This is a genomic window from Rathayibacter sp. AY1F4, from assembly GCF_002931775.1.
Taxonomy (GTDB): domain Bacteria; phylum Actinomycetota; class Actinomycetes; order Actinomycetales; family Microbacteriaceae; genus Rathayibacter.
This window is the reverse complement of the sequence record NZ_PSVE01000001.1, coordinates 131,677-145,754: the sequence shown is the minus strand read 5'-3', so window position 1 is coordinate 145,754 and position 14,078 is coordinate 131,677. Positions and strand designations below refer to the sequence as shown.

The following is a 14,078-nucleotide window of genomic DNA, read 5'->3' as shown; positions in this document are numbered from 1 at the left end:
GTGGATCAGAGGTGGGCCTGCAGGAAGGCGAGGATCGCCTTCTTGTTGTTCGGGGTGTTGTTCTGGAGCCCGTGGTGGCCGGAGCCGTCCACGCCGACCTCGGACGCCACTCCGGCGTCCTGCAGGGCGACCTGCATCGCGTCGGCCTGCTCGACCGGGACGAGCTCGTCCTCGGAGGTCAGCCAGATCTGCGGGGCGTCCGTGGAGTCGACCGAGGTGATCGGCGACGCGGGGATGCTCTGCGGGCAGGTCGTCGAGTCGATCTCGTCGCAGTCCAGGTAGGCGAGGATCTGCTCCTTCGCCTCGGGCACCGGCGTGCCCAGCGACATCCCGGTCTCGGTCATGTCGGCGACCGCCGAGAAGGCGACGACCGTCTTGACCCGCGAGCCCTCGGTGAGGGAGCCCTCGCCGAGCGTGCCCATGGTCGCTCCGATGATCGCTCCGGCGGAGCTGCCCATCACTCCGATGCGGGCGGGGTCGAGGCCGAAGCGCGTGACCTGCGCGGGCTCGCGCAGCCACTCCACGGCGGCCTGCGCGTCCTCGATCTGGCCGGGGTACCGGCTGTCCTGGAGGAGGCGGTAGTCGACGGAGACCGAGACGAAGCCGCGCTCGGCGTAGTACTCGCAGAGCTCGGTCATCCCGCCCTCGTCGCGGGCGCCGTCGACGAACCCTCCGCCGTGCAGCATCAGCAGCGCGGGGCGGTCGGTGCCGCCCGCGGTGGGGAGGCAGGCGTCGGCCTTCAGCGAGACGCCGTCGACCGAGCGGTACTCGATCGCCTTCTCCGTCGTGAAGCCGTCGGGCGTGCGGACGGGCTCGGGCTGCGAGGAGCAGCCGGCCAGCCCGAGGGCGACGGCCACGACGGCCGCCAGGACTCCGGCTCTGCGTGCTCGTGTCGTCTTCACTCGTGGGACTCCGCTCTCTTCTTCTCGTAACTGGGGGAGGTGCCGGGCTCATCGGCCGGGACCGCGACGGGATCGGAGACGACTCCGGGGCCGCGCGCAGGGACGGGCACGGGCTTGCGCCGCTTGCCGGGGCCGCCGAGGGCGGCCGGGGGGACGTAGATCCACTTGACCTTCGAGAGGTAGCGGGTCACGAAGAGCGAGAGGACGACCGCGAGCACCATCACGACCAGCAGCAGCGGCACCTCGAAGCCGCCGATCTCGGAGCGGTCCTCGGGGAGGATCACCCGCAGGATCGTGATGGCGATCACGATGAAGTAGAGGTGCAGCAGATAGATGTGCAGGCTGCGCTCGCCGCAGATCGTGAAGAAGTTCAGGAATCGCACGCGGGAGAGGGCCCGCGACACGAGGATGCCCATCGCGACGGCGGCCATCTGGCCGGCGAGGGCGAGGAACGGCACCCAGCGGATCGGGAAGAGGAAGAGCACCGCGCTCAGCACGACGAAGACCGGAGTGACGTAGAGGAACGCGCGGCTCCCCTTCTGCTCGACGAAGTCGATGATCCTCTTCGAGTAGAGCGTGCCCACCAGGAAGAAGACGAACAGGGCGCCGATGCGGTTCCAGCCCACGTTGGTCGTGTTGAGGAGACCGGTGGTGAACATCGTCCCCATCACCGCGGCGAGGGCGACCTGCACGCGGTGGTCGACCTTGCGCAGGAGCCACGCGCCGAGCGTGAAGAGGACGAGGCCGTAGATGAACCAGTAGCTGCTGCTGGGCCAGAAGAACAGCAGGAGCAGGTTGAGCGGGTCGGTCGCGGGGAGCTCGCCGAGTCCGCCGTTCGCGAGCGGCACGACCAGGTAGAAGGCCATGCGGATCACGGACCAGACCACGTAGAGCCAGAGCAGCGGGTACAGCCTGCGGCGCCAGAGGTCGCCGAAGCTCCAGGTGCGGATGCGCGAGCCGAAGAGACCGGACACCAGGAAGAAGAGGGGCATCGGGAACAGCTCGAACACGACCTTGATGCGGCCGAGAGTGTTCTCGACCCCGATGTCACCGAGGTACAACGACGTGTGGTAATACACGACCATCAGGATGGCGGCACCCTTGGCGAAATCCACCCATTCGCGTCGGGCCCCGCCCGCAGGCTTCAGCAGCTTCATTCTCTCCCCCTTGTGCCCGGTCGTACCGCTCGTGAATTCCATCCGAGGTGAACAAGGCTCAGAGAAGGACGCAGGCTCGGTCGCAGAATGCGACCGAGGATCAAGACTAAGGGTGTATCGTCCGCGCCGCACATTCGGCGGAATAGTGACGAGGACTCGATTGCCGGAAAGTGCACTCCGGCCTCTCCGCTCACCGGGGAGACGACGGTCACCGGCGTCCGTTCCCGGCGCTCATCGCCGCACGGTAGAGCGCGGGCGCCGCGGCGGCGAGCCCGAAGAGGACGGAGCGCTTGAGGTCGCGCCGGCGCACGAGCGCGACCAGGTGCCGGAGCCCCGCCTCGTCGTGCGCGGCCCGCCAGAGCCGGTCGGCCTCCTCGGGGCTGTGCGCGCCCGAGGTGGCGTCCTTGAAGCGGGAGAGCAGGGAGAAGCGCGCGCGGTAGTAGGAGTAGTCCTGCGAGTCGAGGATGCGCGGGTCGAGCCCGCGGGCCGTCCGCTCGATCACGGCGGCGAGCCCGGCGAGCGAGTCGGCGCGCTTCGCGCCCGAGCGGATGATCGAGCCGGAGCGGAGGCGGTACTCGTAGACGGAGTCGGGGACGACGACGACCTCGTCGGCCGCGGCGAGCAGCTGCGCGACCTGCGCCTGGTCCGAGTGCTGGCGGATCCGCGTGAAGTCGATGCCGTCGAACAGCTCGCGGCGGAACAGCTTGTTCCAGAGGTGCCCGGTCAGCTCCCCGACCAGGAGCGCGGTGAAGGCGCCCCGGCCCGAGAGCGCGAGCGGGCCGCGCAGGGAGCCGACGGGCGTGGATCCGGTGGCGTCGACCGTGACCGCCTGGGCGACCACCACGTCGGCGCGGCCCGCCTCCCCCGCGGCGAGCATGGCCTCGACCGCGGTCTCCGGCCACTCGTCGTCGGCGTCGACCAGCCAGACCCATTCGCCGGCGGCATCGCCGACGGCGCGCTCGCGAGCGGCGGCGACGCCCTGGTTCTCGTCCTGGCGCAGGTAGCGGATCCGCTCGTGCTCCTCGGCGAACGCGCGGCCGATCGCCTCGGTCCCGTCGGTCGAGGCGTCGTCGACCACGAGGATCTCGAGCTCGGCGTGGGTCTGCCGCAGCAGGCGCTCCAGGGCGGAGGCGAGGTGCGCCTCCTCCTGGTGCGCCGGGACCACCACCGAGACGAGGGTCACTTCTGCCCCACGACCCGGCGGAGCACCGTCTCGAGGTCGCGGCCGCTCGACTCCAGCGAGAAGCGGTCGAGCCAGCGGTCGATGCCGGTGATCTCGAGCTCGCTCGCGCGGATCAGCGCGTCGGCGAGGTCTGAGGCGGAGGGGGTGAGCGCGAGCTCGCCGGTGAGGCCGGGGACGATCGCGTCCGCGACTCCGAGCGCCCCGGACACGGCGACCGAGGGGACGCCGGCGGCGGCCGCCTCGACCAGCACGTTGCCGAAGCCCTCGCGCAGCGATGGGAGCAGCACGACGGCGTTCTCGTCGAAGTGGTGGAACCAGTCCTCGACCCAGCCCATGTCCTGGAAGTCCACGCCGCGCGCGGTCGCCTCCGCCTTCATGCTGCCGAGCAGCGGGCCGCCGCCGAAGGAGACGACCTTCGCGGGGATGCCGCGGCGCTCCAGCTCCTCGGCCGCGAGGATCGCGAGCTCGGGGCGCTTCTGGACGACGAGGCGGCAGGGCAGCACGATCTGCAGGCCCGCCGCGGTGCCGGGGGTCCGCGAGACCTGGCGCGAGCGGTCGACCTTGGCGGTCGCCGGGTTCGGCACGACGGTGCAGCGCTCGCCCGAGACGCCGAAGCCGGCGACGAGCTCGCCCGCGACGGGGTGCGAGATCGCGATGACGTGGTCGGCGCGACGGTAGAGCGTCTTGGCGAGCCCGAGCTGCACCTTCTGGGTCCTCGAGAAGCCCGGGATGCCGAGCGAGACGAGGTTGCGCTCGCTCACGATGGTCTTCGGGCGGTCCGCCTTCGCGGTCATCTCGGCCGAGGCCAGGAGCACGATGTTCGGGTAGCCCTGCAGGGCGATCGCGACGTCGGGGGTGCGGCGGCGGAACAGCTCCTTGAGCATCCGCGCCTTGCCGACGTGGCCCTTGCCCTCGCCGATGCGGTGCAGCACCGCGCCCTCGGGGAGGTACTCGTCGGTGCCCTTCACCGAGGTGGTGACGACGTCGACGTGGTGGCCCTGCTCGAGGAGCCAGCCCATCCAGGTGCGGGCGACGAACTCGGCCCCGCCGCCGTGCAGCGACGTGACGACGAACATGATCCGCATGCGCGGTCCCTTCTCCTGCGCCGCGCTCATCGCACGACCTCCGCGCCGAGGCCGCGGGTGTTGAGCGCCGAGAGGCGGCGCACCTCGGGCATGGCCGCGTCGATGGTGGCGCGCACGCCGCCGTCGCCCGGCTCCGCGAGGATGCGGTCGATCACCGGGAGGACGCGGTCGGCGAAGCCGGGGACCGGCTCGACGCACAGCTGCGGCAGGCCGATGAGGCGCATGATGCCCTCGACCTTGCCCTGGGTGGCGAGGGTGATCGCGGGGACGCCGAGCGAGAGCGACATGATCGCGAGGTGCATGCGGCCGGTGACGGTCAGCAGGGCGTCCTCGGCGAGGCCGCGGATCTCTGCGGGCATGAGCACGCGGTCGACGACGGTGACGCCCTCGGATCCCACGCGCTCGGCGACCGCGCGGACGGCCACCTTGTCGTCGCCGATGGGGCGGGAGACGTGCGGGAGGAGCACGACGTGCACGCCGGCGGCGCGGAGGCGGTCGACGATGCGCTCGTACTCCGGCACCTGGTCGACCATGCCGGCGACGAGGGCGCTCGCATTCACGAGCGCGAAGGGGACGCCCTCGGGCAGCCCCAGCCCCTCGCGGAAGCTGCGGTCGCGGGTGCGCGCCGAGAAGACGATGTCCGTGACCTCCTCGACGCGCTGCACTCCGATGCTCCGGGCGCGCTCCGCCGAGAGCGGGTCGCGGAGCATCGGGACGACGCCGGCGCGGGAGGCGGCGATCAGGGAGCGGCGGGCGGCGAGGCGGGCCGCCGCGTTCCAGGAGAAGCCGAGGATGCGCGTGGGCACCCCTGCCTCGGCGGCCGCCTGCGCGAGCAGGGAGCGGCGGACCGAGCCGCGGAGGCTGTACTTGCCGTCCATCATGTCGGCACCGACGACCGAGACCGAGCGGGCGCGGCGGATCAGCGCGGCGTAGGCGCGGAGGTCGGCGGCGTGCGCGTCGCCCACTCCGTAGACCAGGTGCGGGAGCTCGACGACCTCGACCCGGTCGGCCTGCTCCTCGGGGATCACGACGTCGCCGGCGTAGCGCTGGACGACCACGACAGGACCGGTGGTGTTCTCGAGGAACGCCTCCAGCATCGCCTGGTCGCCGATGTTGCCGCTGCCGGGAGCGGCGATCACGAGGTGCGACTCGGGCTCGGGTCGGAGGTCCGCGAGGGCGGCGCGGAGCACCGCCGCGTCGCGGCGGGCGGGCAGGCGGGTCGTCGTGACGAAGTCCTTCTTCCAGGACTTGACGACGCCGAGCTTGAGTTTCATCGATCTCTTTCGGTGGGGGGAACGGCGGCGGGAGGCCGCTCGGAGTCGGGGGTGCCGGCCGTGACGGCTCCGTCGACCAGCGCGCTGTCACCGGTGGGGCTGGTGGCGTCGACCGTGGCCGGGGCGGGAGCGGCGGCCGGGCGGCTGCGGCGGAAGTGGCGGCGCAGGTCGGCGAGGCCGAGGATCTGGCGGCGGAACGCGGGGAGGATCAGCATCCAGAGCCCGACCCCGACCAGGACGGCGGCACCGCCCACGAGGAGGCGGAGGACGGGCTGGTCGGCGGCGATCCAGACGGTGGAGAAGGAGGAGCCCACCGTGATCGAGCCGAACGCGATGCCGCTGCGGAGGCCGTTGGTGAACATCTCGCGGGCGGGGGCGTCGGAGGTGCGGCCGATCCAGATCAGCGCGATCGGCCAGGTGAGGGCGAGCGAGCCGGCGTACGCGACCGCGACACCCGTCACTCCCCAGTTGGAGCCGAGCAGGATCAGGACGACCATCAGCGGGCGGGTCGCCAGGCTGTACCAGACGCTCTGGCGCACGAGGCCCTTGGAGAGGAACACCCACCAGGAGCAGTACGCCGTGGCCTGGAAGAACCCGGCCACGAGCAGGATCTGGAAGATCGGGACCGAGGCGAGCCAGCGCTCCCCCAGCAGGATCCGGATGACCGAGTCGGACTGGGAGCCGAGGACGGCGAGCACGAGGCCCATCACCGTCAGCATCGCCGACTGGCCGAAGAGGATGAACGTGCGGAACCGCTCGCGCTCGTCCTGCAGCTTGGAGAGCACGGGCAGGGCGACGCGCTGCGCCGGCGCGTTCAGCTGCTGCAGCGGCAGCATCATCAGCTGGAACGCGCGGTTGTAGAGCCCCAGGTCGACCGGGCCGAAGCGCGCGCCGATGATGACGGAGTCGACGTTCTTGCTCGCGTAGGTCAGCGCCTGGGTCGCGAAGACGCCGCCTCCGTAGCGGAGGAAGTGGCCCATCGCCTCGCCGCGGCGGTAGCGGCCGGGACGCCAGCCCGTGATGAAGACCAGCATCAGCACGCCGATGAGCGGCTGCACGACCTGGCTCGCGGCCAGCGCCCAGTAGCCGGCGCCGCCGAGCGCCATCAGCACGCCGACCACGAGGCCCAGCACCTGGCCGACGATGTCGACCAGGGTGAGCTTCACGAAGCGGAGGTGCCGGGCGAGGTCGGCGCGGAACTGCGTCGAGATCCCGTTGAGGAGGAACGTCGAGGAGAGCACGACGGTCAGCAGCTGGAGCCGGTCGTCGCCGTAGAGGGCGGCGATCGGCCACGAGGCCGCGATGACCAGCAGGGTGAGGGTGAGGCCGATGCCCGCGTTCATCCAGAACAGGTTGCTCTTCTGGCCCGGTGTGATCTCCTTCGCCTGGATGGCGGCGGAGGAGAGGCCGAAGTCGCGGAAGATCTCGCCGATGCCGATGATCGCCGTGACCATCGCGAGCAGGCCGTAGTCGGCCGGCGCGAGCAGGCGCGCGAGGACGACGATGCTGCCCAGCTGGACGGCGATGCGGATCGCCTGCCCGCCGATGGTGACGGCGGCGCCGCGGCTCGCCGAGCGGCCGAGGCTCGGGGACGGCTTCTGCGTGGTCCCGGTCATCGGGTCGACCCCTTCTTGGTGGCGATCGCGCCCTCGTAGGCCTTCTTGAGCTGGAGTCCGAGCACGTCCCAGTCGCGACCGGAGAGGGCGGGGAGCCCCTCCGGCGGGCGGGTGCGCGTGCGCTCGAGGGCGGAGGTGATCAGCTCGGGGGTGAGATCGCCGTCGTACTCGATCACCCAGTCGCTGCCGACCTCCTCGGCCAGGGCCGTGTTGGTGGGCGTGCGCGGCACCAGGATGGGCCGGCCGAGCGAGAGGGCGACCAGGATCGAGCCGGAGTTGTGCATCTCGCGGTAGGGCAGGACGATCAGCTCGGCCCGGCCGATCTCGTCGACCATCTCGGCGTCGTCGACCCGGCGGAGCGTGGTGCGCACCCGGGTGTCGCGGGCGGCCCGCTCCTCGACCAGCTCGCGCTGGCCCGTGCTGGGGCTGCCGACCACGTGCAGGGAGAGGGAGTCGTCCTCCACGCCGCGGAACACGTCCATCAGCTCGACGACGCCCTTGTACGGGCGGATGATGCCGAAGTAGAGGACGCGGCCGTGCTCGGGCTCGGGCAGCGGGTGCTGGGCGAACTGGTCGCGGTAGTGGCCGTGCAGCACGGTGACGGCGGGCGCCCGGCCGGGAGTGACGGTCGTGGGGTTCAGGCGGACGAACAGGTCGGTCGCGCGGTCGATCCGGGCCAGCGAGCGGCGCTCGGCGGCGGGACCGAGCTCGTGCGGGTGCAGGTTGTGCACCGTGCGCACGAGCGGGATGCGCTGGAGCGCCAGGCGCACCAGCAGCACGTCGAGGGCGCGGCGGCGCAGGAAGCGGTGCAGCGGGCTGCGGCCGCGGATCATCAGCTCGGGCCAGTGCACGTGCAGCACGTCGTAGTCGGCGAGCAGGGCGCTGCGCCAGGAGAAGAACAGCAGCTCGACGCCGGGCGCCAGGCCGTCGACGATCGAGTCGACGTACTGCGTCGTCGAGTCCGGCGGCGCGAGCGACTGCTGGACGACGAGCGCGGCCGGCGACGAGTCGTTCCGGCGGGAGCGGCGGCTCACCGGTCGCCCCGCATCCCGACGGCCATCGGCGCGTCGAAGATCCGCGCACCGAGGGGCTGGCGCATCCGGATGCCCTTCGAGAAGTCGGGGACGTGCACCGGGTTCAGGCAGATGATGACGAGGAAGCCCAGGAGCAGGTGGCTGGGGCGGACCGCGTCGATGGCGTTGTAGCCGGCGAGGCAGACCATGAAGCCGAGCAGGCCGGCCGCGGGGCCGACGTCGCGACGGCTGAGCGTAGCGCCGAACATCGCGGCCACCATGATCACGAAGAACAGCAGGCCGGGGATGCCCACGCTGATCAGCAATTGCAGGAACGAGTTCTCGATGACCACGTCCGAGAACCGCCTGCCGCTGATGCCGGACGTCGCCGCTCCGGAGCCGAGCCAGTGCGTGAGCTCGGCCGCCTTCAACGACACGGTCACCGCGAGGTCGCGGGCGCCGGCCGAAATGGAGGCGTCGAGGTTGTTGTTGCGGGCGGTGACGGGCTCGAAGTTCAGGACTCCGACGCCCGCGATGAGGCCGGCGATCAGGATCGAGCCGGGCCGGAGCAGCGAGCGGTCCGGGTTGAGGAAGCCGACGGCGACGAGCGCGACGACGACCGCGACGGCGATGGCCGCCATCGGTCCGCGCGAGACGGTCGCCACGACACCGCCCGAGGCCAGGATGCCCAGCAGCAGGTCCGACTTGCGGGAGCCCTGGAGCCAGGAGCCGAAGGCGAGCCCGGCGCCCACGGTGAGGAAGGTGCCGGCGAGCAGCGGGTGGCCGAAGGTGATCTCGGCGCGGTAGAGCGACCAGTGCTGGTCCTGCTCGTAGCCGAGGGCGCCGTAGACGGCACCGAGGATCGGGGAGCTCTGCGCGACCAGCTCGAGGGCGGCGTAGAGGGCGAGCAGTCCGGAGAGGATCACCCACGTCTTGCGCAGCAGCACGGCCTCGCGCTGGGCGTCGAAGACGAGCATCGGCACGCCCACGCAGATCGCGAAGCTGAACAGCCACGAGACTCCCTCGCTCGCGAAGGAGCTGCGCACCGTCGCGACGGCCGACCAGAGCATGAGGGCGATGAACGCGAGGATCACCACGGCCCGCCAAGGGGAGAGCACGAGCTCACGGGTCCACGCCTTGACGGGGGCGCGCCACAGCTCGGGGGCGAGCCCGCGCCGGATCGCCCAGATCACGAGGATGACCGCCCAGAGCGTCATGCGGAACGTCAGGGTCGAGGGGGTGAGCGGCGTCGGGACGAGCGCGAAGAACGCGAGCGCCATCGCCGGCAGCCAGTGCGCGGGGACCCGCAGCAGCACGTAGGCGCCGACGATGCCGCCGACTCCGGCGGCGATCACCAGGAGGCCGGTGGCCGGCTCCCGGGTCGAGAAGATGTACCCCATCCCGAGGACGATCACCAGGGCGACCGAGAAGAGCGCGCCGACGAGGAGTCGTCGCGGGAGGATGTCGATCACGTCAGGGAGTCCTTCTGGCGTCGGAGCGGAGTGGTGGAGGAGGGGGCGGGCGGTGCGGCGCTCACGGGAGCGGTCCCGTCGGCCTCGATGAGGATCGCGATGCCCTCGCGAGCCGCCTCTCGGCGGCTGGGACGCCTGCGATGCCGTGCCCTCCTCCTCCACTGCTCGACCCTGGCGCCGACCCCCGGGGAGGAGGGGTCGCGTCGGTCCTGCCGCAGATCAGGCGGGGCCCTCCTGGAGCCAGCGGCGGAAGGTCTCGACCGAGTCCTTGTTGGTGGTGGTCGGGACGATGTGGCCGCCCTGGTAGCCGTCGCTGCTGTGGTACGCGATCGTCGCCTCCTTGGCGACGGGGAGCGCGAGTCGGCGCAGGCGTCCGCCGTGGAGCTCGGCCGGAGCGAGCTGGTCGGCCGTGCCGGCGCTGACGCGCAGGCGGATGCCCTTCCACGCGTCCTGCGGCAGCCGGGCCGGGTTGGTCGCGCGCATCAGCGCCCGGTCTCCGCCGTACACGGCGAGGACGCGGTTCGGCTGGGTGTCGTCGCGCGCCGCGAGGTCCTCGACGTCGAAGACGCTGCTGGCGTGGTAGGCCCCGTAGATGTTCGGCACCATCTTCTTCGCGTAGGCCCAGCACATCATCGCTCCGCCGCCGGAGTTCGAACGGAGGAAGCTCGCGCGGACGTTCCAGAGGCTCTGGACCCAGGCCGTGGCCGCCGTCTGCACGGCGAGCGCGGTGGGGTTGGTGTAGTTGCTCGGGCCGCCGAAGTCGGGGCTTATGCTGACGAAGCCCAGGTCGACGAGCGGATCCGCCGAGTAGCTGTACGCGTTGTCGAGGGCTTTGTAGCTGCTGCCGCTGGCGTGGTAGAACCAGGCGACCGGCACCGAGGAGCCTGAATTCGGCTTCGCCGAGTGCGGGACGAAGAGACGGGTGGAGTCGTTGCCGATCTTCACATCGATGATCTCGTACGGCTTCCTGCCGTTCCTCGAGATCGCGGTGTCGAGTCGCGAGACCTCGCCGGGGAGCTTCGGGATCACGCTGTAGTTCGGCGCGGCGAGCGCCGGGGTCGCCACCAGCGCGGAGGCGGTCGCTGCGGCTCCGACGGCGGAGGCGGCGAGCAGGAGGCGGCGCGAGAGGCCGCGCGGGGTGTCAGTCATATCGAGAATCCTTCGGAGCTTTCGCCATCAGTGTCGAGTCGGCCGACCATTCCGAATTCGACGCACATGAAGTGACGTCCGGCCCCCCAACCCATTCGAGAGTGTACGGGCCGCGGATGACGCGTGGATGTCGTTCTCATCACGTCTGGTCGCTCGGGCGGGGATCAGCGGGAGGAGGGGAAGAGTCGGCGGGAGAGGCTCGAGGACTTCTCGGCCGTCTCGTGCACCACGAAGGGCACGGCGGAATCGGCGGAGACGACCCGCCTCGCCGCGGCGAGTTCGAGCGTCTCGCGGGAGAGGCCCTCGATGTCGACGGTGACCGCGAGGCCGGAGTCGGCCAGGCGCGTGGCGATCTGCACCTGGTGGTCGTCGACGTGCTCGCCGAACGAGGCGCGGCGCGGGACCAGGATCGGCACCCGGCCCTGCTCGATGGCGCTGAGCGCGGTGCCCACTCCCCCGTGGGCGATGACGACGTCGGCCGCCTTCATCGCGGCGTTGAGCTCGTCGTGCGGCACGGAGTGGCGGCCGTCGATCCCGAGCCCGGAGACGTCGTTCGCTCCGGTCTGCCAGAGCACCTCCACGCCCTCGAGCAGCGGCGCGAGCGCGGCGAAGAAGCGGGGGAACGGGTAGCCGTCCTGCGTGCCGACCGAGACCACGGCGCGGCGGATCGGCTGCGGGACGACGTCCTCGACGCGGTAGGTGTCGAAGATCGAGCCGCCGAAGCTCCAGCGGTCGTCGGCCCAGGAGCGGTACTGCGTGTAGGTCGAGACGGCGGGGACCCGGGCGAGGATCCGACCGGTCATCGACGGGCCGAGCACGCGGGCGGCGCTCTCGATGTAGTGCGCGGGGATGCCGCGCGAGGCCGCGAGCGGCAGGAAGGAGAGGGCGGGGCTGGCGCCGGTACTGAAGACGGCGTCGAAGGACCCGCGGGCCAGCAGGGAGCGGCCGATCATCGCGTTGCGGAGCACCGGCACCACGGCGCGGGGCGGCGGATCGGCGAGGTGGGTCACGCGCCGGTCGGCGAGGAGGGTTCGGCTGAGGGCGCTGTCGACGGTCGCCCAGTGCTGCTCCTCCGGGTCGACTGCGAGGAGCCCCGAGAGGGCGAACATCTCCTTGAGATGCCCGCCGCCGGAGCAGACGAAGAGATACGAAGCCATACGCGCCTTCACTGGTGATGATCGAGATAACAGGCGTGTGGATGATCGATCGTCCGCCGAGAACGACCCCCCGGTCCCTGGTGCAGAAGTCGCCCGATCATAGCAGGGAGGGTCTCCGAGGGGCACTTCTCTGAGAGAACTGTTCACCTCGCCGGAAAGCGATAGCGGCTCATTCGACAGGCGATATCCGCTCACTTCTCCGGCGGGTGGAAAGCGATATCCGCTCGGTTCGGGGATGACCGCGAACGCCCATAGAGCGCTCGATAGCGGACTGGCCGATTCCCGTCGATCACCTGCACCGCACGGTCCGCGCGCGTAGCGTCGGACCACCGGCGCAGAGGCCGGTCGACCCAGGAGGAGCGCCATGAGCGACAACGAGCAGAACAGCCCCGTGATGGACGGAGCCGAGGACGCCAGCAACGACGAGAAGCTCGGCGGCCTGATCGACCAGGTCGAGCACGACCACGGAGCCGAGGGCGCCGGCGCGATGGCCGACGCGCTCCGCGACCGCGCCGACGAGACCGACACCGAGATCACCGAGGAGTCGGACGCGTCCGGCCCGGTCGAGGACAGCGGCACCGCCCAGGTCTGAGCGACGGGGCCCGGAGGACGACTCCGGGCCCCGCTCCCGGATCGCCGGGGTGAGCGAGCAGCCCGGAAGCACCGGTGGAGCCTCCGGATCGCTCGTGAGAGCGGCCCGGCGAGCGCCACCCGATGTGCACCGGAGCGGCCCGGTGAGCGCCGCCCCACCCCCAAAGCCCTTTTTGACGGTGCGGGAGCCGCCGGACACCCTGGCCGCATGTCCTCTCTCGACGAGCTGCGCGCCACCGCGCACCCGATCCGCCTCCGCCTGCTGTCCCTGGTGACGGGAGCGGCGATGAGCGCCGCGGAGGCCGCCCGCGAGCTGCAGCTGTCACAGGCGACGGCGAGCTACCACTTCCGCGTGCTGGAGCGCGCCGGGCTCGTGACCGTCGTCGAGACCGTGCGCCTGCGGGGCGGCGAGGCGAAGAGGTACCGGCACGAGGCCTCCGGAAGGCCCTTCGACGTGACCGCGTCAGTGGACGCCGGGCCGGAGGAGGAGCGGGACCTGCACCTCGAGGCCCTGATCGAGGAGCTCCGGCGGCGCTCGTCGAGCCGGGCGGACGGTCCTCAGCTCTCGACGGACGCGGAGCTCTGGGTCGACCCCGAGGTCTGGCGGCGGGTGGTGCGGCACGTCGGGGAGGCGTCCGCGCTGCTGCACGCGGCGGCCCGGCCGCCGAGGACGCCCGGGACCGCGCCGGTGTCGATGACGACCGCGATGTTCCCGCTCCGCCGGCCGTGACCCGCGACGGGCGCGGGCCGCTGGCGCACGGGCCTCTCGCGCACAGCCCCTTCCGCTGGCTCCTCGCCGCCCGCACGACCGGCGTCCTCGGCAACGCCGTCGCTCCGATCGCCCTGGCCTTCGCCGTGCTGGACCTGACGGGCTCGCCGACGGACCTCGGACTCGTCGTCGCCGCGCGCTCCCTCGCCAACGTCGCCGTCCTGCTGCTCGGCGGCGTCCTCGCCGACCGGATCCCCCGCTCCGTGATCCTCGTCGGCACCTCGCTCGCGGCGGCGGCCACGCAGGCCGTGGTCGCCGTGACGGTGATCACGGGCACGGCGACCGTCGCGGCCCTGGTCGTGCTCAGCGTGCTCAACGGCGCCGTCGCGGCGATGAGCCTGCCCGCCGCGGCCGCCCTCGTCCCCGAGACGGTGCCGGTCGGCGAGCTCCGCCCGGCCAACGCCCTGCTCCGCCTGGGCCTGAACGCCGGGAGCATCGTCGGCGCCTCGGGCGGGGCCGCGCTCGTCGCACTGGTGGGTCCCGGGTGGGGGCTGGCGGTCGACGCCGCGGGCTTCGCCCTGGCCGCGGTCCTCTACTCCCGTGTGCGGCTGCCGCGGACGGTCCGCTCGGGCCCGGGCGCCTCCGTCCTCGCCGACCTCCGCGAAGGGTGGCTCTCCTCATCGTGTCGGTCGAGCAGCCCGCAGAACGGCGGGGGCGGCGGGCGCGAGGCTCGCAGGGCCGGACCGCCATCGGACGGTCCTGCCGTGGGG

The 14,078-nt window shown here is 71.8% G+C and carries 12 protein-coding genes and 1 pseudogene; 3 read left to right on the top strand and 10 right to left on the bottom strand.

Features of this window, described 5'->3' with window-relative positions:
- Positions 1 to 5 precede the first annotated feature (5 nt).
- The 10 genes from C5C59_RS00615 to C5C59_RS00570 form a co-directional block, all read right to left on the bottom strand.
- Positions 6 to 902 carry an alpha/beta hydrolase gene (locus C5C59_RS00615; RefSeq protein ID WP_104314440.1) on the bottom strand — a complete coding sequence of 299 codons (897 nt, stop codon included), beginning with the start codon at positions 900 to 902 and terminating at the stop codon, positions 6 to 8.
- Positions 899 to 2,059, bottom strand: coding sequence for an acyltransferase family protein (locus C5C59_RS00610; protein WP_181027202.1), 1,161 nt, complete (start codon positions 2,057 to 2,059; stop codon positions 899 to 901). The genes C5C59_RS00615 and C5C59_RS00610 overlap by 4 nt, the downstream gene beginning before the upstream one ends.
- Positions 2,060 to 2,267: 208 nt before the next feature.
- Entirely contained in the window at positions 2,268 to 3,242 is a 975-nt protein-coding gene (locus tag C5C59_RS00605) for a glycosyltransferase family 2 protein (RefSeq protein ID WP_104237961.1), read from the bottom strand.
- Positions 3,239 to 4,357 carry a glycosyltransferase gene (locus tag C5C59_RS00600; RefSeq protein WP_104237960.1) on the bottom strand — a complete coding sequence of 373 codons (1,119 nt, stop codon included), beginning with the start codon at positions 4,355 to 4,357 and terminating at the stop codon, positions 3,239 to 3,241. The genes C5C59_RS00605 and C5C59_RS00600 overlap by 4 nt, the downstream gene beginning before the upstream one ends.
- On the bottom strand, positions 4,354 to 5,601 hold the full coding sequence (locus tag C5C59_RS00595; RefSeq protein ID WP_104233543.1) for a polysaccharide pyruvyl transferase family protein: 1,248 nt from the start codon (positions 5,599 to 5,601) through the stop codon (positions 4,354 to 4,356). The genes C5C59_RS00600 and C5C59_RS00595 overlap by 4 nt, the downstream gene beginning before the upstream one ends.
- Positions 5,598 to 7,217, bottom strand: coding sequence for a lipopolysaccharide biosynthesis protein (locus tag C5C59_RS00590; RefSeq protein WP_104237959.1), 1,620 nt, complete (start codon positions 7,215 to 7,217; stop codon positions 5,598 to 5,600). Before C5C59_RS00590 ends, C5C59_RS00595 begins: the two co-directional genes overlap by 4 nt.
- Complete coding sequence (locus tag C5C59_RS00585) at positions 7,214 to 8,251, bottom strand: glycosyltransferase (protein ID WP_104237958.1); 1,038 nt, start codon at positions 8,249 to 8,251, stop codon at positions 7,214 to 7,216. The genes C5C59_RS00590 and C5C59_RS00585 overlap by 4 nt, the downstream gene beginning before the upstream one ends.
- Positions 8,248 to 9,702 carry an O-antigen ligase gene (locus tag C5C59_RS00580; RefSeq protein WP_104237957.1) on the bottom strand — a complete coding sequence of 485 codons (1,455 nt, stop codon included), beginning with the start codon at positions 9,700 to 9,702 and terminating at the stop codon, positions 8,248 to 8,250. The genes C5C59_RS00585 and C5C59_RS00580 overlap by 4 nt, the downstream gene beginning before the upstream one ends.
- 219 nt (positions 9,703 to 9,921) lie before the next feature.
- Positions 9,922 to 10,851 (bottom strand): S9 family peptidase, encoded by a 930-nt coding sequence (locus C5C59_RS00575; protein WP_104237956.1) that lies wholly within the window; start codon positions 10,849 to 10,851, stop codon positions 9,922 to 9,924.
- A 164-nt stretch (positions 10,852 to 11,015) separates the two neighbouring features.
- The gene (locus C5C59_RS00570; protein ID WP_181134786.1) at positions 11,016 to 12,008 is read right to left on the bottom strand and encodes a glycosyltransferase; all 993 of its coding nucleotides are present in this window, start codon (positions 12,006 to 12,008) and stop codon (positions 11,016 to 11,018) included.
- 364 nt (positions 12,009 to 12,372) lie between these two features.
- On the opposite strand from C5C59_RS00570, the gene C5C59_RS00565 reads away from it, so the two are divergent.
- The 3 genes and pseudogenes from C5C59_RS00565 to C5C59_RS00555 all read left to right on the top strand — a co-directional run.
- Positions 12,373 to 12,600 carry a hypothetical protein gene (locus tag C5C59_RS00565; RefSeq protein ID WP_104222474.1) on the top strand — a complete coding sequence of 76 codons (228 nt, stop codon included), beginning with the start codon at positions 12,373 to 12,375 and terminating at the stop codon, positions 12,598 to 12,600.
- A gap of 207 nt (positions 12,601 to 12,807) precedes the next feature.
- Positions 12,808 to 13,329, top strand: coding sequence for a helix-turn-helix domain-containing protein (locus C5C59_RS00560; protein WP_104237954.1), 522 nt, complete (start codon positions 12,808 to 12,810; stop codon positions 13,327 to 13,329).
- A pseudogene (locus tag C5C59_RS00555) lies at positions 13,326 to 13,967 on the top strand (MFS transporter); the annotation flags it as partial. The gene C5C59_RS00560 and the pseudogene C5C59_RS00555, both read left to right, overlap by 4 nt.
- Between the last annotated feature and the right edge of the window lie 111 nt (positions 13,968 to 14,078).